Below are 17,562 nucleotides of genomic sequence, written 5' to 3'. Positions count from 1 at the left end.
CTCAGAGGTCGAGGTCGGCCGCGTCGTAGAACCCGGAGTCGACCAGGTCGGCCTGGACCGTGTCCTTGGTGACGACCTTGGGCGGCAGCAGGTAGGTCGGGACGGTCTTGACCCCGTTGTCGTAGGTCTCCTCGTCGTTGACCTCGACGGTCTCGCCGGCGACGATCTGGTCGATCATCTTCGCGACCTGCGCGGCGAGCGTGCGGGTGTCCTTCCACACGGTCATCGACTGCTTGTCGGCCAGCATGTTGTTCACGTTGGCCTGGTCGCCGTCCTGACCGGTGAGCACCGGCCAGTCCTCACCCGGGGTGTAGCCCGCGGCCTCGAGGGCCTGGGCGATGCCGAGCGCGAGGGAGTCGTTCGGCGAGAGCACGACGTCGACCGTCTCGCCGCCCGCGTAGAACGAGTTCAGGCGCGTCTCCATCTCGGCCTGGGCGTCGTCCGAGCCCCAGCCGAGGATGCCGATGCTCTGCCACGCCTCGTTGTCGACCGGCGACTTGCCCGAGGGCACCACGAGCTGACCCGACTCGACGTAGGGCAGCAGGACGTCCCACGCACCCGAGAAGAAGAACTTCGCGTTGTTGTCGTCAGGCGACCCGGCGAAGGGCTCGAGGTTGTACGGGCCCTCACCGTCGGCGAGGCCCAGGGTCTCCTCGATGAACTTCCCCTGCTCCTGGCCCACCTGGTAGTTGTCGAACGTCGCGTAGTAGTCGACGTCCGGCGTCTCGTTGATCAGGCGGTCGTACGCGATGACCGTGATGTCCTTCGACTTGGCGTCGGCGAGCACCGGGCCCAGGGCCGTGCCGTCGATCGACGCGACGACGAGGATGTCGGCGTCCGCGTTGATCATGTTCTGGAGCTGCGTGATCTGCTGGTCCACCTTGTTGTCGGCGTACTGCAGGTTCGTCTCGTAGCCCGCGTCCTGCAGGAGGCTCTCGAGGTTCGAGCCGTCCTTGTTCCAGCGCTCGAGGCTCTTGGTGGGCATCGCGATCCCGACGAGCGTGTCGGAGGCAGCAGCCTCGCCGCCCGCGTCGGTGCCACCGTCATCGGTGCGCTCGCTGCTGCAGGCGGCGAGCCCACCCATGAGGAGCGCGGCACCCGCGAACGCGGCCACCGCCCTGGTCGTCCTGAACGACATCTTCGTCACCCTTCGGTCCGTGCGCGCCGGAGCCTCCGACGCGTGACCCCCGCCACCGCCCCCGGGCGTCCTCGGCGACACCTCGGATGGTCACCCTCCTCGGCGACCGACGGTTTTGTTGGTCGAGTGAACTTATGCACTCGTTGAGTTAACGATAGTGAAGTCAATGCAGCCGGGACAAGGCCGGAGGGCCCGGGTCGAGGTCACGATGTGGTCACGGATCCCCGCTCCTGGCCGCGGGCGCGGCCGATCGGGTGACGCGGCCCGTCAGGCGCCCTCGGGCTCGTCCCCCGCCCAGGCCGCGGGCTCGTCGACGTAGGCCCGCAGGACCGCGAGCGCACCGCCCGTCATCGCCGGGTACTGCCCGGCCGACGCCGTCTCGATCTCGACCGAGGACCAGGGCGCCGAGATCACCCGCGCCTCGAGCTGGGCCGCGACGTGCGGGCGCAGGTGGGGCGCGAGCGCCGCGTACGTGCCCCCGAGCACGACGTGGTCCACGTCCACGACGTTGACCACGTTCGCGAGCGCCGTGCCGAGCGCACGCCCCGCGACGCCCAGCGCCTCGCGCACGGCGACCTCGCCCGCGTCGGCACGTGCGACCAGCTCCGCGAGCGGCGTCTGCCTCGCGAGACCGGCCCGCTCGAGGATCGCGTCCTGACCGGCGTAGGCCTCGAGCGTGCCGCCGGTGCCTGGCTCCCCTGCGGTGCCGAGCGCGGTGTGCCCGATCTCGCCGCTCCAGCCGTGCCGCCCGGGGTAGATCTCGCCGTCGAGCACGATCGCCATGCCGACGCCGACCTCTCCCGAGACGTACAGGAAGCTCGTGGGCCCGCGGTGGCGCCGCACCTGGGCCTCCGCACGCGCCGCGAGCTTGGCCTCGTTCGCGAGCCGCGGGGGGAGGCCCGCGAGCACCGGGTGCGCGGACAGCAGGCTGACGACGTCGACGTCGCGCCACCCGAGGTTCGGCGCCAGGCGCAGCGGGCCGGTCACGCGGTCCACCAGACCGGGCAGCGCGAGCGCGGTGCCCACGAGCGCGACGCCGTCGGCGGAGAGCAGTGCGAGCACCGAGTCCGCGAGGTCGGCCAACCGGTCGAGCACGCGCGCGGGCTGCGAGCCGCGGAAGTCACCGAGCTCGACGCGCTCCGAGACCACGCGCCCCGCGAGGTCGACGCCGCGCACGCCCAGGTAGTCGACGTTGACCTCCATGCCGAGCGCGGCGACGGTCCCCCGGGCGGGCGCCAGCGGCACGGCGGGCCGGCCGGCGCGCTGGGCCGCGACAGGCGCCATCTCGACCACGAGCCCTGCGGCGAGCAGACGGTCGACGAGCGCCGAGACCGTGGCCCGCGTGAGGCCCGTCGCCTGGGCGATGTCCGCGCGGGACACCGGCTCCGGGGCGTCCAGGACGTGCCGCAGCGCGAGGCGCAGGTTGTGGTGCCGCATGCCCTGCGCGCGGACCGCGAGCCCGCGACGACGCGTGCGGCCGGCGGCCTCGGGGCGCGGCGCGACGTCGTCCATGTCTTGACCCTACCCGCTCGGGAGGGATAAGTTCATTCACACAACAAATGGCAGCGTGGCCCTTCCGGACGTCCGCCCCCTCCCCGGGCGAGGCCTCCGGGCCGCGTCGCCGACGACGCACCGGCTCGTCGCCGGGCCACCCGCCGGCCCACCGGCCGCAGCAGCGAGGAGATGGACATGGTTCGCAAGCCCACCCCCGAGGACAAGTTCTCCTTCGGCCTCTGGACCGTCGGATGGGCGGCCCGTGACCAGTTCGGTGACGCGACGCGTCCCGACCTGGACCCGGTCGAGTCCGTCCACCGTCTGGCCGAGCTCGGCGCGTCCTTCGTGACCTTCCACGACGACGACGTCGTGCCGTTCGGCTCCGACGCGGCCGAGCGCGACCGCATCCTCGCCCGCTTCCGCGGTGCGCTGGACGAGACCGGCATCAAGGTCGAGATGGTCACGACCAACACCTTCACGCACCCGATCTTCAAGGACGGCGCGTTCACCTCGAACGACCGCCGCGTGCGCCGCTACGGCCTGCGCAAGATCGTCCGCAACGTCGACCTCGCGGCCGAGCTCGGCGCCAAGACGTTCGTCATGTGGGGCGGCCGCGAGGGCGCCGAGTACGACTCCGCGAAGGACCTCTACGCCGCGCACGAGCGTTACGCCGAGGGCATCGACACGGTGGCGGGCTACATCAAGGAGAAGGGCTACGACCTCAAGATCGCCCTCGAGCCCAAGCCGAACGAGCCCCGCGGCGACATCCTGCTCCCGACCGTCGGCCACGCCCTCGCGCTCATCGCCAAGCTCGAGCACGGGGACATCGTGGGCCTCAACCCGGAGACGGGCCACGAGCAGATGGCCGGCCTGAACTACACCACCGGCATCGCCCAGGCGCTGTGGGCCGACAAGCTCTTCCACATCGACCTCAACGGCCAGCGCTCGATCAAGTACGACCAGGACCTGGTCTTCGGCCACGGCGACCTGTTCTCCGCCTTCGCGACGGTCGACCTGCTCGTCAACGGCTTCCCGAGCGGTGGCCCGCGCTACGACGGCCCGGTGCACTTCGACTACAAGCCCTCGCGCACCGAGGACATGACGGGCGTCTGGGACTCGGCCGCCGCCAACATGTCGACGTACATCCTGCTGGCCGAGCGCGCGAAGGCCTTCCGTGCCGACCCCGAGGTCCAGGAGGCCCTCGAGGCGTCCGGCGTCCTCGAGCTCGCCACGCCCACCCTGGGCGAGGGCGAGACGCTCGCCGACCTGCTCGCGGACCGCTCGGCCTACGAGGAGCTCGACGTCGACGCCGTCGCCGCGCGCGGCTTCCACTTCGTCCGGCTCAACCAGCTGGCGCTCGAGCACGCGATCGGCGCCCGCTGACCCTGCTCTCCCCGGCGTCCCGCCGCCCCCGCCCGACGTGGCGGGGCGGCGGGCCGCCGGCTCCCGTCCCCCGTGGTCGGTCGCCCCGCCGCGACCGACCACACGCGTATCGAAGGAGCCGTCATGGCGCTGGTCGCCGGGGTGGACTCGTCCACCCAGTCCTGCAAGGTCGTCATCCGTGACGCGGAGACCGGCGCGCTCGTGCGCTCGGGTCGCGCGCGTCACCCCGAGGGCACCGAGGTGCACCCGGACCACTGGTGGACCGCGCTCACCGAGGCGCTCGAGCAGGCCGGTGGCCTGGACGACGTCGCGGCTGTCGCGGTGGGCGGCCAGCAGCACGGCATGGTCGTGCTCGACGAGCACGGCGAGGTGATCCGCCCCGCCCTGCTCTGGAACGACACCCGCTCCGCCCAGGCCGCCCTCGACCTCGTCGACGAGCTCGGCGGGCCGGCCGAGTGGGCGCGGTCGATCGGATCCGTCCCGGTCGCGTCGCTCACGGTGACCAAGCTGCGTTGGCTGCGCGACGCCGAGCCGGACAACGCCGCGCGGGTCGCCGCCGTCGCGCTCCCGCACGACTGGCTCAGCTGGCGCCTCGCCGGCTACGGGCCCGGCAACGCCGACCTCGCGGCCCTCGCGACCGACCGCTCGGACGCGTCGGGCACCGGTTACTGGTCGCCCGTGACCGAGGGGTACCGACGCGACCTGCTCGAGCTCGGCCTCGGTCACGACGCGGTGCTCCCCCGGGTCGTCGGCCCGGCGGAGGCGGCGCACGTGGTCGAGCGGGCCTCGGGCACGCTCCTGGTGGGCCCCGGCGCCGGCGACAACGCCGCCGCGGCCCTGGGCCTCGGCATGAGCGCGGGCGACGTCACGATCTCGATCGGGACGTCGGGCGTCGTCTCGGCGATCGCGGACGAGCCCACCGCGGACACCTCGGGGCTCGTCACCGGGTTCGCCGACGCGACCGGCCGCTACCTGCCGCTGTGCGCGACCCTCAACGCCTCGCGCGTCCTCGACGCCGCCGCCCGCATGCTCGGGGTCGACCACGCGGGCCTCAGCGAGCTCGCGCTCTCGGCGCCCGCAGGCGCGGACGGCCTCGTCCTGGTGCCCTACCTGGAGGGTGAGCGCACACCGAACAAGCCCGACGCGACCGGCGCGCTGCACGGGCTGAGGCTCGCGAACACCACGCCCTCCCACCTCGCGCGCGCGGCCGTCGAGGGCATGCTGTGCGCCCTCGCGGACGGCCTCGACGCGCTCCGCGCCCAGGGCGTGCCGGTCGAGCGCCTGCAGCTCATCGGCGGGGGCGCCCAGTCCGAGGCGGTCCGTCGCATCGCCCCCACCGTGCTCGGCCTCCCCGTGAGCGTGCCCGAGCCGGGCGAGTACGTCGCCGACGGTGCCGCGCGTCAGGCCGCGTGGGTGCTCGCGTCGCGCGCGGGAGCCGGCGGTGCCGAGCCGCCCGCGTGGACCCCCGCGCCCGCGGAGGTCCACGACCAGCCCGTGGAGCCCGCCGTGCGCGCCCGGTACGCCGAGGTGCGTGAGCTCACCGCGACCCGGGGCTGACCGGCCGGAGGAACGACGAGGCCCGCGGTGCGTGCACCGCGGGCCTCGTCGTTCTCGTGCGCCCGGCTCGACCTACCGCCGGGAGGAAGCCGTCAGCGCGACTTCTCGTACGCCTCGCGCACCTCGGCCGGGATGCGGCCGCGCTCGTTGACGGTGAAGCCGTTCTCGCGCGCCCACTCGCGGATCGCGGCGCTCTCCCCCGAGCCGCGGCTCTGGCCGCGCGAGGCGCCGCCACGGCGCCCGCTGCGTGCGCGGCCCCCGACGCGGCGCGCGTGGCCCACCCAGGTGGCGATCTCGTCGCGGAAACGTGCCGCATTCGCGGTGCTCAGGTCGATCTCGTAGGAGATACCGTCGAGTGCGAAAGAGACAGTCTCGTCAGCGGTTCCGCCGTCGATGTCGTCGACAAGGACGACCTGGACCTTCTGTGCCATCTGGCTCTCATTTCCGGGTGCTCGACTGAACTGGTGCGCAGATCCTACGACGATTTCTGCAGGATCGCCCACCCGAGAAATGTGCGGGGGAATTCACGCGGCGTCGTCGGCGCCTTTTGCCTCGGCTTCCTCGAGGCGCGCGAGCGCGATTCGCTCACGCCTGTCGGCGCGGATGATGGCGCGCATCGCGTACCAGAAGACGAGCCCGACACCGACGGACGGTGCGAGCGCGGCGAGCACCTCGAGAGCCACGGGCATGCGGACGATGCTACTCCGCGCAGTCAGGACAACGGCTTGACCAGCGGGAACAGGATCGTCTCGCGGATGTTGAGCCCCGTCAGCGCCATGAGCAGGCGGTCGATGCCCATGCCCATGCCGCCCGCGGGGGGCATCGCGTGCTCCATCGCGGTCAGGAAGTCCTCGTCGAGCGCCATGGCCTCGTCGTCACCCGCGGCCGCGAGAAGTGCCTGCGCCTCGAATCGCCTGCGCTGCACCACCGGGTCGACCAGCTCGGAGTACGCGGTCGCGGTCTCGACCCCGCGCACGTACAGGTCCCACTTCTCGACGACGCCGGGGATGCTCCGGTGGTCACGTGTGAGCGGGCTCGTCTCGACCGGGAAGTCGCGCACGAACGTGGGGGCGTGCAGCGTGTCTCCCACGTGGTGCTCCCACAGCTCCTCGACGAGCTTTCCGTGGTTCTGCCGCGCCGGGTCCACCTGGAGGTCGAACTGCTCGACGAGCCGCATGAGGTCCGCGACGGACGTCTGCGGGGTGATCTCCTGCCCGAGCGCCTCCGACAGCGAGCCGTACAGGCTCAGGTGGGTCCAGTCCCCGCCGATGTCGTACTCGGTCCCGTCGGCGAGGGTCAGCGCAGTGGTGCCGAGCGCGTCGAGCGCCGCGGTCTGCACGAGGTCCTGCGTGAGGGCCGCCATCGTGTCGTAGTCGCCATACGCCTCGTAGGCCTCGAGCGTCGCGAACTCGGGTGAGTGGGTCGAGTCCGCCCCCTCGTTGCGGAAGCTGCGGTTGATCTCGAAGACGCGCTCGACGCCGCCCACCACGGCGCGCTTGAGGAACAGCTCGGGTGCGATGCGCAGGTAGAGGTCGAGGTCGAACGCGTTCATGTGGGTCGTGAACGGCCGCGCGGCCGCACCGCCGTGCAGCGTCTGCAGCATCGGGGTCTCGACCTCGAGGTAGCCGCGCCGGTGGAAGTTCTCGCGCAGCGAGCGCACGACGGCGGCGCGCAGGCGCACGGTGTCCCGTGCGGCCGGACGCACCACGAGGTCGACCTCGCGGCGGCGCACGCGCGCCTCCTCGGACATCTCCTTGTGCAGCACCGGCAGCGGGCGCAGCGCCTTGGCGGCCATCCGCCACTCGTCGGCGAACACGCTCAGCTCGCCGCGGCGCGAGGAGATCACCCGGCCGTGCGCGAACAGGTGGTCGCCCAGGTCGACGTCGGCCTTGAACCGCTCGAGCTCGTCCTCGCCCACGACCGCCTGGCTCAGCATGACCTGGAGGCGGTTGCCCTCGCCGTCCTGGAGCGTGGTGAAGCACAGCTTGCCGGTGTTGCGCAGGAACACGACCCGGCCCGCGACGCCCACCTCGACGTCCGTCTCCTGGCCGGCCTCGAGGTCGCCGTGCTGCGCACGCACCTGGGCGATCGTCGCCGTGACGGGGACGCCCACCGGGAAGGGCTCGCGCCCCTCGGCGAGCATGCGCTCGCGCTTGGCGCGCCGGACGCGGATCTGCTCGGGGACGTCCTCACCGAACGTCTCGTCGACGACGGGGTCGCCTGCGGCTGCGGTCGCGGGGGTGGGCTCGGGCGCGGTCACCCGGGTGATCCTACGAGGTCGAGCGCGAGGTCGAGGATGGGCGAGGAGTGGGTCAGCGCGCCGACGCTGAGGTGGTCTACCCCGGTCGCGGCGACCCGCGCGGCCGCCTCGAGCGTCAGGTTGCCCGTGGCCTCGAGCTCGACGCGCCCGTGCGTCGGCTCGAGGGCGCGTACGGCCGCGACCACCTCGCGCAGCATCTCCGGTGCCATGTTGTCGAGCAGCAGGAACCGCGCACCGGCCTCGACGGCCTCGACCGCCTGGGCGAGGGTGTCCGCCTCGACCTGTACCTCGACGTCGGGGAAACGCTTGCGGACCGCGCGGACGGCGGCCGTCACGGAGCCGGCCGCCACCACGTGGTTGTCCTTGACCATCGCGACGTCGAACAGCCCCATGCGCTTGTTCGTGCCCCCGCCGCAGCGCACCGCGTACTTCTCGAGCTCGCGCAGGCCGGGTGTGGTCTTGCGCGTGTCGAGCACGCGCGCGCCCGTGCCCTCGAGCGCGTCGGCCCACCTGCGCGTGTGCGTCGCGACCCCCGACGCCCGCGAGAGGAGGTTGAGCATCGTCCGCTCGGCCACGAGGAGGCTCAGCACCGGCCCGACGAGGCGTGCCACGCGCGTCCCCGTCACGACGCGGCCGCCGTCGGCGGTCAGGACCTCGACCCGCACGGGCGCCGTGCCCAGGCGTACCGCGACCTGGTCGAGCACCTCGGCGACCACGGGCAGACCCGCGAGCACGCCGTCGGCGCGCGCGACCAGCTCCGCGGTGCCGCTGGTCGTGGGGTCGATGGTCGCCTGCGACGTCACGTCACGGCCCGGGGCGGGGCCCAGGTCCTCGTCGAGCGCGACAGCGACGGTGCGGCGCAGCCACGCCGGGTCGAGCCCGGGCGTGCGGACGGGGGTGGGGGCGCTGGTCACGGGCCCCACGGTAGCGGCGCACGCACGGCCCGCGGGAATCCTCGGGCCTCCCGTGGGTTATACCCCTTGGGGTATGTTCATCACCGACGAGAGGACCCACCATGACCACCACCCGCCGCTCCTTCCTCGACCGCCTGCTGCGCCGCGACCCCGACGCCGTGCCCCGCAGCGTGCCCGTGGCCCGCGCGGTCGAGCTGCTGGACGCCGGCGCCGTGCTCGTCGACGTGCGCGAGCGCGACGAGTGGCGCCGCGGCCACGCCCGCCGGGCACGCCACATCCCGCTCGGCCGGCTCGACGCCGAGGCCCGTCGCCTGCCCAAGGAGGCGCCGGTGGTCGTCATGTGCGCCTCGGGCATGCGTTCGCGCGGCGCCGCCGCCCGCCTGCGCGCGGCGGGGTACCGTGCGACGAGCCTCTCGGGCGGCCTCGCCGCATGGCGCGCCGCCGGGCAGGACTGACCCGTGGACAGCACCGAAGGACGTGCGCGCATGCAGCTCGACCCCGCAGAGATGACGTCGGTCATCCATCGCCTCCGTCGCGCCCAGGGGCAGATCGGCGGCGTGCTCAAGATGCTCGAGTCCGGCGCCGACTGCGTCGACGTCGTGACGCAGCTCTCGGCCGCCTCGAAGGCGCTCGACCGCGCCGGCTTCGCGATCATCGCGACGGGCCTCGAGCGCTGCATCCTCGAGGGCGACGAGGCCGCAGGCATCGACCGCGAGCGCCTGCAGAAGCTCTTCCTGTCGCTCGCCTGACCGCCGCCGTCGCCCGCCCGGGGGCGTGACCTCGGTCCCAGGGAATCAATACCCCACGGGGTATGTTGACGTCCGCGGACCTGAAGGAACCACCCAGGCGCGGCGGCGAGCCGCACGGAGGAGAGTCATGAAGATCGTCATCGTCGGCGGGGTCGCCGGGGGCATGAGCGCCGCGGCGCGGGCACGTCGCCTGTCAGAGGACGCCGAGATCCTCGTCCTCGAGCGCGACGCCTACGTCTCGTTCGCCAACTGCGGCCTGCCGTACCACGTGGGTGACGAGATCGCGGACCGCAACTCGCTGCTGCTGCAGACGCCGGCCTCGCTGCGCGCGGCGCTCGACCTCGACGTCCGCACGGGCCACGAGGTGGTCGCGATCGACCGTGCGGCGCGCACCGTCACCGCACGGTCTGCCCACGGCGTCGAGACGTTCGCCTACGACGCCCTCGTGCTCGCCCCCGGTGCCGCGGCGGTGCGCCCGCCGGTCGAGGGGCTCGACCTGCCCGGCGTGCACACGCTGCGCACCCTCCCCGACGCCGATGCGCTGCGCGCCCTCGTCGCTGACGGCGCACGCCGCGCCGTGGTGCTGGGCGCCGGCTACATCGGCCTCGAGGCCGCCGAGGCCCTGCGCGTGCGCGGCCTCGACGTGGACCTGGTGGACCTCGCACCGCACGTGCTCCCCGTGATCGACGACGAGCTCGCGTCCCTGCTCGACGCGGAGCTCGCCGCGCACGGCGTACGCACCCACGTGGGCGTCGCGGCCCAGCGGGTCACCCGCACCCCGGGGGCCGAGACCTCGCTCGAGGTCACCCTCTCGGACGGCACCGTGCTGCCGACCGACCTCGTCGTGCTGTCCGTCGGTGTCGCCCCCGACAGCCGGCTCGCACGCGACGCCGGCCTCGAGCTCGGCGTCAACGGCGCGATCGTCGTCGACGCGCAGCAGCGCACCTCCGACCCGCACGTGTGGGCCGTGGGCGACGCGACCACGGTGCGCCACGCCGTCACCGGGACCGTCGCCCCCGTGCCGCTCGCGGGCCCCGCCAACCGCCAGGGCCGGCGCGCCGCGGACGCGATCTTCGGCCGGCTCACCTCGTCGACCGAGGCCCGGCCGGTGCTGGGCACCGCCGTCGTGCGCGTGTTCGGCCTCACGGCGGCCTCCACGGGGGCCAACCACCGCACGCTCGAGCGTGCAGGCGTCGAGCACCACACGGTGCACGTGCACCCGGGGCACCACGCCGGCTACTTCCCGGGGGCCGAGCAGCTCCACCTGCTCGTGCACGTGGGCGCCGACGGCCGCCTGCTCGGCGCGCAGGCCGTGGGCCGCGAAGGAGTCGACAAGCGCATCGACGTGCTGGCCACGGCACTCGCCGCAGGCATGACGGCCGACGACCTCGCGGAGCTCGAACTCGCCTACGCGCCGCCCTACGGCTCGGCCAAGGACGCCGTCAACATGGCCGGCTTCGTGGCCCAGAACGTGCTCGACGGCACCCTGCGGCTCTGGTACCCGCGTGACCTCGACCAGGTGCGCGCGACGGCTCTCGTGCTCGACGTGCGCTCACGCGGCGAGTTCGCACGCGGGCACCTCCCCGGCGCGCTCAACGTGCCGCACACCGAGCTGCGCGAGAGGCTCGACGAGGTGCGGGCGGTCGCAGCCGGGCGCCCCGTGCGCGTGCACTGCGCGAGCGGGTTCCGGTCCTACCTCGCGCACCGCGTGCTCGACCAGGCCGGGTTCGACTCCGCCAACCTCTCGGGTGGCATGCTCACGCTGCAGGCCGCCGTCCCGGGCCTGGAGCTCGCCACCGCCGAGATCGAGGAGGCCTGATGACCACCGGACCCGAGCAGATCCCGACGATCGACGTCGCAGGGCTGCGCGCCGCGCTCGGCAGCGACGACGGCACGCCCCGCACCGTGGTCGACGTGCGCGAGGAGCACGAGTTCGCCACGGGCCACGTGCCGGGAGCGCTCAACGTGCCGCTCACCACGTTCGTCGACCGCGTGACCGAGGTGACGGCGCGTCCGGGCGAGGTGTACCTGATCTGCCAGTCGGGGAACCGCTCGGGACAGGCCACGGCGTGGCTCGCCCAGCAGGGTCACGAGGTCGTCAACGTCGCCGGCGGTACGGGCGCCTGGCGTGCCGCGGGGTTCCCGCTCGACTGAGCGCTGAGGGGCACGCGGTCGAGCACGAGCCCGCCGTCCGGGTCCAGCGACGCGACCAGACGTACGCGCCACGCGCCGTCGTCGGGCTCGGGGAAGTCCTCACGGAAGTGCCCGCCCCGGCTCTCGGTCCGGGCGCGCGCGGCCGCGGTGAGCACCGAGGCGACCTGGTGCAGGTTGGTCGTCTCCCACTCCGCCGTCTGGGGGCTCGCGACCGTGCCCGGGTCCAGGTGCGCACGCGTGGGCACAGACGCGAGCGCATCGGCAGCCGCGGCGAGACCCGCCTCGGAGCGGATGACCCCGGGCCCGCGCTGCGCGAGCCGCTGGAGCCGCGGCCGGGCCGCCGCCGCGACGAGCGCAGCCGGGCCGCCCCGCTCGACCGGCTCGAGCTGCGGCAGGTCGCCCGCCGCAACCCGCGCGACGACGTCGTCGGCCGCGCGGTGCGCGAAGACCAGGCCCTCGAGCAGCGAGTTCGACGCGAGCCGGTTGGCGCCGTGCACGCCCGTGCACGCGGCCTCCCCGACCGCCCACAGCCCCTCGACGCCCGAGCGCCCGTACACGTCCGTCAGCACCCCGCCCGAGTGGTAGTGCTGCGCCGGTGCGACGGGCACCAGGTCGTTGCCCAGGTCGATCCCCTCGGCCGCGAGCCGCTGCGCGATCGTCGGGAACCGCTCCGCGAGGAACGCCGCGCCCAGGTGGCGCGCGTCGAGGAAGACGTGGTCCGAGCCCGTGCTCGCCATGCGGCGCACGATCGCGTGCGCCACGACGTCCCGCGGTGCGAGCTCGGCGAGCGGGTGCTCGGCGGGCATAAACCGCACGCCGTCGGTGTCGACCAGCCACGCCCCCTCGCCACGCACGGCCTCGGAGACGAGCGCGAGCTGCCCCTTGACCCCCGCGCCGAGCCACAGCACCGTCGGATGGAACTGGACGAACTCGACGTCGGCCACCGCGGCCCCCGCACGCAGCGCGGCCGCGAGCCCGTCCCCCGTGGCCGAGGCCGGGTTGGTCGAGGACGGGTAGACCTGGCCGATGCCGCCGGTCGCGAGCACGACGGCGCGGCCGAGCGCGGCGCCCTCGCCGTCCCGGCTGCCCTCGCCGATCACGTGCAGCGTCACGCCGCACACGGGCCCGGGCCGGCCGTCGGCGTCCGGCGCGGCCGTGAGCAGGTCCAGCACGAGCGCGTGCTCGATCACCTCGATGCCCGGGTCCGCCCGCACCGCCTCGAGCTGCGCGACGAGCGCACGTGAGATCTCCGCGCCCGTCGCGTCGCCGCCCGCGTGCGCGATCCGATCGGCACCGTGCCCGCCCTCGCGCGTGAGCGCCAGGCCGCCGTCGGGCCCCGTGTCGAACGCCGCGCCCAGGCCCGCGAGCTCGCGCACGCGCGCGGGGCCCTCGGTCACCAGGACGTCGACGGCGTCCGGGTCGCACAGGCCGCCCCCGGCCGCGATCGTGTCGTCGCGGTGGGCGGCCGGCGAGTCCGTCGGGGCGAGCGCCGCGGCGATCCCGCCCTGCGCCCACACCGTCGAGCCGGACGCGAGGGCGCCCTTGGTGACCAGCAGCACCCGGGGGACGCGCGTACGCAGGCGCAGCGCGGCCGTCAGACCTGCGATGCCCGAGCCCACGACCACGACGTCGGCCGTGGCGGTCCACCCCGGGACGGGGCCCGCGAGCCGACGCGCGAGCCTCACCGCGTCGCGCCCCACGGGAGCGCGGAGGTCGCCAGGCCCTCGAGCGGAGCACCCGGGTCCTCACCCACCTCGACGAGCCGGTTCTGCGCGTCGACGTGCACCACGTGGGGGCTGTACGTGCGGGCCTCGTCCTCGTCGAGCATCGCGTAGGCGATGAGGATCACGACGTCGCCCGGGTGCACCAGGTGGGCCGCGGCGCCGTTGATGCACACGGTGCCCGACCCGCGTTCACCCGCGATCGCGTACGTCGTCAGCCGCGCCCCGTTGGTCACGTCGACGACGTCCACCTGCTGGCCCGGGAGCACGTCCGCGGCGTCGAGCAGGTCTGCGTCGACGGTGACGGAGCCCACGTAGTGCAGGTCCGCCTGGGTCACCGTGGCGCGGTGGATCTTGCCCACCATCATCGGTCGCATCCTCATGCGGTCTCCTCGATCTCGAGCACGACGTTGTCGATCAGGCGCGTCGACCCCACGCGGCCGGCGACCGCCAGGACGGCCGCCCCGCGGTGGTCGCCCGCGACGTCACGCGCGAGGACCGGGTCGATCAGCGCGACGTAGTCGACCACGAGGCGGTCCGTGCGCGCGAGCTCTGCCGCGGCGGCGAGCCGCACCTCGTCGGCCCCCGCACCGGCACGCGCCCGCTGCTCGGCGAGCCGCAGGGCACGCGAGAGGCCGAGCGCGACCTGGCGCTCGGACGGGTCGAGGTACGCGTTGCGCGAGGACAGCGCGAGGCCGTCCGGGTCGCGCACCGTGGGCACCGCGACCACCTCGACGGGAACGTCGAGGTCGTGGACCATGCGGCGCACCGCCATGAGCTGCTGGGCGTCCTTCTGGCCGAACAGCGCGACCTGCGGCCGCACGAGGTGCAGCAGCTTGAGCACCACGGTGAGCACGCCGTCGAGGTGGCCCGGACGGTGCGCCCCCTCGAGGCGCGAGCCGACCTCGCCCGCGTCGACGCGCACCACGGGCTCGTCGCGGTACACCTCGTCGACCGTCGGGGCGAAGACGACGTCGGCCCCGGCGCCGGCGAGCAGCGCGACGTCGCCCTCGAGGTCACGCGGGTAGCGCTCGAGGTCCTCCGTCGGGGCGAACTGGAGGGGGTTCACGAAGATCGTCACGACCACCTGGTCGGCGCGCGAGCGCGCCTCGCGCACGAGGCTCAGGTGGCCCTCGTGCAGCGCACCCATGGTCATGACGACGGCGCGCCGGGGCACGGGCACCAGGGCGATCGCGAGCTCACGGCGCGTGCGCACCACGACGGGGGGCCTGGTCATCTGTCCTCCTCGGGCTCGGCGAGCACGTCGAGCACGGCCTGGGCCGACGACGTGCCGATCCGGCCACCCGCGAGCGCGCGGGCGGCCGTGGCACGGGCGAGCGCGCGGTACGTCGCCGGGACGTCGGCGGCGCGAGGCTCGCGGCCCGCGAGCGCGGTGAGCTCGCGCAGGTGCGCCGCCACCGTCCCCGCGTCCCCGCGGACCACGGGCCCGGTCAGGACGGCGACGCCCGCGGCCGCGGTCCCGGCCGGGTCCTCCCCGATCGACGCCGACGCCCGCACCGCGCCGTCGAGGGCCGCGGTGAGCAGGGGGCCGAGCACGCGGTGCGGCTCGGCGACGCCCGCGCCAGCGAGGGCCTGCGCGGCCTGGGCGACGAGCACGACGAGGTGGTTCGCACCGTGGGCGAGGGCCGCGTGGTAGAGCGGTCGCGCCTCCTCGGCGACCACCACGGGCTCACCGCCGATCTCGACCACGAGCGCCTGGCCGATGGGGAGCACGGGCGCCGGGGCCGTCACCGCGAACGTGCAGCCCACGAGCCGGCCCAGGTCGAGCGACGTGCCCGTGAAGGTCATCGCGGGGTGCAGCGCGAGCGGGATCGCGCCGAGCGCGCGCGCGGGCTCGAGCACCGCGGTCCCGTGGGCGCCCGCGGTGTGCACGACGATCTGCCCGGGCTGCCACGCCCCGAGGCGGGCGAGCCCCTCGACGAGCTCGGTGAGCGCGTCGTCGGGCACGGTCAGCAGCACCAGCTCGGCACGCTCGACGACCTCGGGCACCTCGAGGTGCGGGACACCCGGCAGCAGCGTCGCGATGCGCTCGGTGGTCGCGGCCGAGATGCCGCTCGCCCCCACGACGGCGTGCCCGGTCGCGCGCAGGGCGCTGCCGAGCACGGCCCCGACGCGACCTGCCCCGACCACGCCGACGCCCAGGCGTCCGGGCGCGGTCATGACGGACGTGCCTCGCCCGCCGGGTCGTCCTGCGCCGCGGCGAGCTCCGACATCCAGCGCTCGGGCCCCGCGGCGGCGCGCGCGGCACGGGCGCGGGCGGCCTGCTCGGTCATCAGCTCCGAGGCCGCGGCCGCGTCGAGGTGGTCGACACGCGGCGCGACGGGGCCCGGCGTCGAGTGCAGCGTGAACGAGGCGAGACCGAGGCGCCGCTGCAGCGGACCCTGGACGAGGCCGAGGGACTGGGTGCGCTCGTGCGGGACCACGACGAGGCGACGCACGAAGCGCCCCGAGCGTGCGAGCAGGGCGCGCGGCGTCACGACGAAGCCCTCGCGCCGCCACGAGAGCGGGTCGAGCCAGCGCGCCCGGCGCGGGCTCGTGGTGAACCCGCCGTCGGGGCCCTGCCCGGCGAGCGCGACGTCGAGCAGGGCGCGCGCGTCCGCGACGCCCAGGTCCGGGACGACGAGCCACAGCGTCGCGAGGGCCTCGTCACGGTCGCCCACGGGCAGCAGGACGGTCTCGGTCGACGACGTGCCGTCGCCCTGGCCGTAGCCGGCCACGTTGACCTGGACGCGCCACCAGTCTGGTCCGCGCCACAAGAGGGGCTGGGTGAGCCGGACCGCCTGGACGCGGCCGGGCGGCACCGTCTGCGTCCGCGTCTCGAGCAGCCCCCGGCGCAGCCGGATGCCGTCGGGCGAGAGCGCCGAGCGGAAGCCGAACTCGCCCGCGAACCGCTGCCACAGGTAGCCGATCGTGCCTGCGAGGACGGGCAGCATCGCGAACGTCGAGCCGACCGATCGCGTCGTGATCGCCGTGACCGTCACCACCGCGACGGCGACGACCGCCCAGAACGTCGCCGACGAACGCACGAGCGAGCTCACGAGGCGGCCCGGCGGCACCGCGACCATGGGCCGCTCCGGCGCGACGGGCGCCTCGGGCTGCTCGGGCGTGCCGAAGCGCACCCCCGCGGCCCGCGCGAGGATCTCGTTGCGCACGGCCTGCGCGTCGGCCTCCTTGAGGAACGCGAGGGCGACCGCCGAGTCGCTGCCGCCGGCCACCTCGATCTTGAGCTCCGCCAGGCCGAAGATGCGCGCCAGGACGGGCTGCACCACGTCGATCGCCTGGATGCGGTCGAGCCGTGCGCTGCGCTGCTGGCGGAAGAGCACGCCCGTGTGCAGGTAGACGGCCTCGTCGTCGATCGCGTAGCGCGTCATGCGCCAGGCGATCGCCGAGTAGCCGAAGCCGATGAGCGCGACGACCACCACGAGGCCGAGCACCGGGAGCCAGCCCACGGCGTCGATCGCCTCGCGCGCCGCCACGACGTTCTGGCTCACCTGCTGGCCCAGCACCACCAGCAGCACGACGATGACCTTCCACCCCCTGACCGCGGGGGTCACGGGGTGGACGCGGCGCCAGCGGTCGGCGGGGGCGTCGGGAGCGGGGTCGGCGACGCCGGGCTGGGCCGCGAGGGCGTCCGGCGCGTGCGGCCCGGGGGCGGGGTGCGGGGTGGTCACAGGCCCGCGAGCTGCGCCTCGCCGCGCGCAGCCAGACGGTCACGAAGGCGGGCCGCCTCCTCGGGCGGCAGGCCGGGGATCACGGCGTCGCTCGAGGGCGATGCCGTGTGGAGCTGCACCTTGGCGACCCCGCCCCAGCGGTCCAGCGGGCCCGCCTGGACGTCGACGAACTGCATGCGTCCGTAGGGCACCACGACGAGCGACCGGAAGAGCACGCCCGAGCGGATCAGCAGGTCGTCGTCGCGCTCGGCGTAGCCGATCGCACGCACCTGGCGCGGCACGACGACGGCGGTCCACACGGCCAGGGCGGCCACCGCGGTGGGCACGAGCCACAGCCACGGCGAGCCCACGAGCACCGCGAGCACCACGCCACCCGCCAGGGGCAGCGCGAGAGTGATCCCCGCGCTGATCAGGCGCACGGTGGTCAGGCGCGGGGAGACCCGCTGCCACGCCATCCCGGGCAGGTCGAAGACGTCGGGGTGCTGGGTCATGCGCACCAT

General features: G+C 74.4%; 18 protein-coding genes. 6 read left to right on the top strand and 12 right to left on the bottom strand.

Annotated elements, in window-relative coordinates:
• Window position 1: 1 nt before the first annotated feature.
• Entirely contained in the window at window positions 2-1,138 is a 1,137-nt protein-coding gene (gene chvE / locus GXB85_RS13285) for a multiple monosaccharide ABC transporter substrate-binding protein (protein WP_161918136.1), read from the bottom strand.
• Between the two features lie 267 nt (window positions 1,139-1,405).
• Complete coding sequence (locus GXB85_RS13280; protein ID WP_161918135.1) at window positions 1,406-2,650, bottom strand: ROK family transcriptional regulator; 1,245 nt, start codon at window positions 2,648-2,650, stop codon at window positions 1,406-1,408.
• A 177-nt stretch (window positions 2,651-2,827) separates the two neighbouring features.
• Here GXB85_RS13280 and xylA point away from each other — a divergent pair, with 177 nt between their 5' ends.
• Both xylA and xylB read left to right on the top strand, forming a co-directional pair.
• On the top strand, window positions 2,828-4,015 hold the full coding sequence (gene xylA / locus GXB85_RS13275; protein WP_161918134.1) for a xylose isomerase: 1,188 nt from the start codon (window positions 2,828-2,830) through the stop codon (window positions 4,013-4,015).
• A gap of 123 nt (window positions 4,016-4,138) precedes the next feature.
• Window positions 4,139-5,572 (top strand): xylulokinase, encoded by a 1,434-nt coding sequence (gene xylB, locus GXB85_RS13270; RefSeq protein WP_161918133.1) that lies wholly within the window; start codon window positions 4,139-4,141, stop codon window positions 5,570-5,572.
• Between the two features lie 92 nt (window positions 5,573-5,664).
• Here xylB and GXB85_RS13265 read toward each other — a convergent pair whose 3' ends face one another.
• From GXB85_RS13265 to nadC, 4 genes are all read right to left on the bottom strand, one after another.
• Window positions 5,665-6,003 (bottom strand): Lsr2 family protein, encoded by a 339-nt coding sequence (locus GXB85_RS13265; RefSeq protein ID WP_161918132.1) that lies wholly within the window; start codon window positions 6,001-6,003, stop codon window positions 5,665-5,667.
• 93 nt (window positions 6,004-6,096) lie between these two features.
• The gene (locus GXB85_RS17880) at window positions 6,097-6,261 is read right to left on the bottom strand and encodes a hypothetical protein (RefSeq protein WP_202627952.1); all 165 of its coding nucleotides are present in this window, start codon (window positions 6,259-6,261) and stop codon (window positions 6,097-6,099) included.
• Between the two features lie 23 nt (window positions 6,262-6,284).
• The gene (lysS, locus tag GXB85_RS13260; RefSeq protein WP_161918131.1) at window positions 6,285-7,832 is read right to left on the bottom strand and encodes a lysine--tRNA ligase; all 1,548 of its coding nucleotides are present in this window, start codon (window positions 7,830-7,832) and stop codon (window positions 6,285-6,287) included.
• The gene (gene nadC / locus GXB85_RS13255; protein WP_370524239.1) at window positions 7,829-8,746 is read right to left on the bottom strand and encodes a carboxylating nicotinate-nucleotide diphosphorylase; all 918 of its coding nucleotides are present in this window, start codon (window positions 8,744-8,746) and stop codon (window positions 7,829-7,831) included. The genes lysS and nadC overlap by 4 nt, the downstream gene beginning before the upstream one ends.
• A gap of 101 nt (window positions 8,747-8,847) precedes the next feature.
• On the opposite strand from nadC, the gene GXB85_RS13250 reads away from it, so the two are divergent.
• From GXB85_RS13250 to GXB85_RS13235, 4 genes are all read left to right on the top strand, one after another.
• Entirely contained in the window at window positions 8,848-9,201 is a 354-nt protein-coding gene (locus GXB85_RS13250) for a rhodanese-like domain-containing protein (protein WP_161918129.1), read from the top strand.
• Between the two features lie 30 nt (window positions 9,202-9,231).
• Window positions 9,232-9,495, top strand: a complete 264-nt coding sequence (locus GXB85_RS13245) for a metal-sensitive transcriptional regulator (RefSeq protein WP_161918159.1) — start codon at window positions 9,232-9,234, stop codon at window positions 9,493-9,495.
• A 127-nt stretch (window positions 9,496-9,622) separates the two neighbouring features.
• Window positions 9,623-11,314 (top strand): FAD-dependent oxidoreductase, encoded by a 1,692-nt coding sequence (locus tag GXB85_RS13240; RefSeq protein ID WP_161918128.1) that lies wholly within the window; start codon window positions 9,623-9,625, stop codon window positions 11,312-11,314.
• Window positions 11,314-11,649 carry a rhodanese-like domain-containing protein gene (locus GXB85_RS13235; RefSeq protein WP_161918127.1) on the top strand — a complete coding sequence of 112 codons (336 nt, stop codon included), beginning with the start codon at window positions 11,314-11,316 and terminating at the stop codon, window positions 11,647-11,649. Before GXB85_RS13240 ends, GXB85_RS13235 begins: the two co-directional genes overlap by 1 nt.
• Here GXB85_RS13235 and GXB85_RS13230 read toward each other — a convergent pair.
• Genes GXB85_RS13230 through GXB85_RS13205 form a run of 6 tightly spaced genes read right to left on the bottom strand, consistent with a single transcriptional unit; the run spans window position 11,583 to window position 17,562 of the window.
• Entirely contained in the window at window positions 11,583-13,334 is a 1,752-nt protein-coding gene (locus tag GXB85_RS13230; RefSeq protein ID WP_370524238.1) for an L-aspartate oxidase, read from the bottom strand. The genes GXB85_RS13235 and GXB85_RS13230 overlap by 67 nt on opposite strands.
• Window positions 13,331-13,753: an aspartate 1-decarboxylase gene (panD, locus tag GXB85_RS13225; RefSeq protein WP_237728251.1), complete on the bottom strand. Its 423-nt coding sequence runs from the start codon at window positions 13,751-13,753 to the stop codon at window positions 13,331-13,333. The genes GXB85_RS13230 and panD overlap by 4 nt, the downstream gene beginning before the upstream one ends.
• Window positions 13,750-14,607 carry a pantoate--beta-alanine ligase gene (panC, locus tag GXB85_RS13220; protein ID WP_161918125.1) on the bottom strand — a complete coding sequence of 286 codons (858 nt, stop codon included), beginning with the start codon at window positions 14,605-14,607 and terminating at the stop codon, window positions 13,750-13,752. Before panC ends, panD begins: the two co-directional genes overlap by 4 nt.
• The gene (locus GXB85_RS13215) at window positions 14,604-15,551 is read right to left on the bottom strand and encodes a Rossmann-like and DUF2520 domain-containing protein (protein WP_161918124.1); all 948 of its coding nucleotides are present in this window, start codon (window positions 15,549-15,551) and stop codon (window positions 14,604-14,606) included. Before GXB85_RS13215 ends, panC begins: the two co-directional genes overlap by 4 nt.
• Window positions 15,548-17,062: a PH domain-containing protein gene (locus GXB85_RS13210; RefSeq protein WP_161918123.1), complete on the bottom strand. Its 1,515-nt coding sequence runs from the start codon at window positions 17,060-17,062 to the stop codon at window positions 15,548-15,550. Before GXB85_RS13210 ends, GXB85_RS13215 begins: the two co-directional genes overlap by 4 nt.
• Window positions 17,059-17,562 carry a PH domain-containing protein gene (locus GXB85_RS13205; RefSeq protein WP_161918122.1) on the bottom strand — a complete coding sequence of 168 codons (504 nt, stop codon included), beginning with the start codon at window positions 17,560-17,562 and terminating at the stop codon, window positions 17,059-17,061. Before GXB85_RS13205 ends, GXB85_RS13210 begins: the two co-directional genes overlap by 4 nt.

Origin of the sequence: Cellulomonas sp. APG4 (genome assembly GCF_009996735.1) — a bacterium.
In the GTDB taxonomy this organism is placed as follows: domain Bacteria; phylum Actinomycetota; class Actinomycetes; order Actinomycetales; family Cellulomonadaceae; genus Actinotalea.
The sequence above is the reverse complement of the archived record's forward strand: the minus strand, read 5'-3'. Positions and strand labels throughout refer to the sequence as shown.

Coding starts and splice junctions, on each gene's coding strand:
- chvE (WP_161918136.1), bottom strand. CDS start 1,138: ATGTCGTTCAGGACGACCAGGGCGGTGGCCGCGTTCGCGGGTGCCGCG.
- GXB85_RS13280 (WP_161918135.1), bottom strand. CDS start 2,650: ATGGACGACGTCGCGCCGCGCCCCGAGGCCGCCGGCCGCACGCGTCGT.
- xylA (WP_161918134.1), top strand. CDS start 2,828: ATGGTTCGCAAGCCCACCCCCGAGGACAAGTTCTCCTTCGGCCTCTGG.
- xylB (WP_161918133.1), top strand. CDS start 4,139: ATGGCGCTGGTCGCCGGGGTGGACTCGTCCACCCAGTCCTGCAAGGTC.
- GXB85_RS13265 (WP_161918132.1), bottom strand. CDS start 6,003: ATGGCACAGAAGGTCCAGGTCGTCCTTGTCGACGACATCGACGGCGGA.
- GXB85_RS17880 (WP_202627952.1), bottom strand. CDS start 6,261: ATGCCCGTGGCTCTCGAGGTGCTCGCCGCGCTCGCACCGTCCGTCGGT.
- GXB85_RS13250 (WP_161918129.1), top strand. CDS start 8,848: ATGACCACCACCCGCCGCTCCTTCCTCGACCGCCTGCTGCGCCGCGAC.
- GXB85_RS13245 (WP_161918159.1), top strand. CDS start 9,232: ATGCAGCTCGACCCCGCAGAGATGACGTCGGTCATCCATCGCCTCCGT.
- GXB85_RS13240 (WP_161918128.1), top strand. CDS start 9,623: ATGAAGATCGTCATCGTCGGCGGGGTCGCCGGGGGCATGAGCGCCGCG.
- GXB85_RS13235 (WP_161918127.1), top strand. CDS start 11,314: ATGACCACCGGACCCGAGCAGATCCCGACGATCGACGTCGCAGGGCTG.
- panD (WP_237728251.1), bottom strand. CDS start 13,753: ATGAGGATGCGACCGATGATGGTGGGCAAGATCCACCGCGCCACGGTG.
- panC (WP_161918125.1), bottom strand. CDS start 14,607: ATGACCAGGCCCCCCGTCGTGGTGCGCACGCGCCGTGAGCTCGCGATC.
- GXB85_RS13215 (WP_161918124.1), bottom strand. CDS start 15,551: ATGACCGCGCCCGGACGCCTGGGCGTCGGCGTGGTCGGGGCAGGTCGC.
- GXB85_RS13205 (WP_161918122.1), bottom strand. CDS start 17,562: ATGGTGCGCATGACCCAGCACCCCGACGTCTTCGACCTGCCCGGGATG.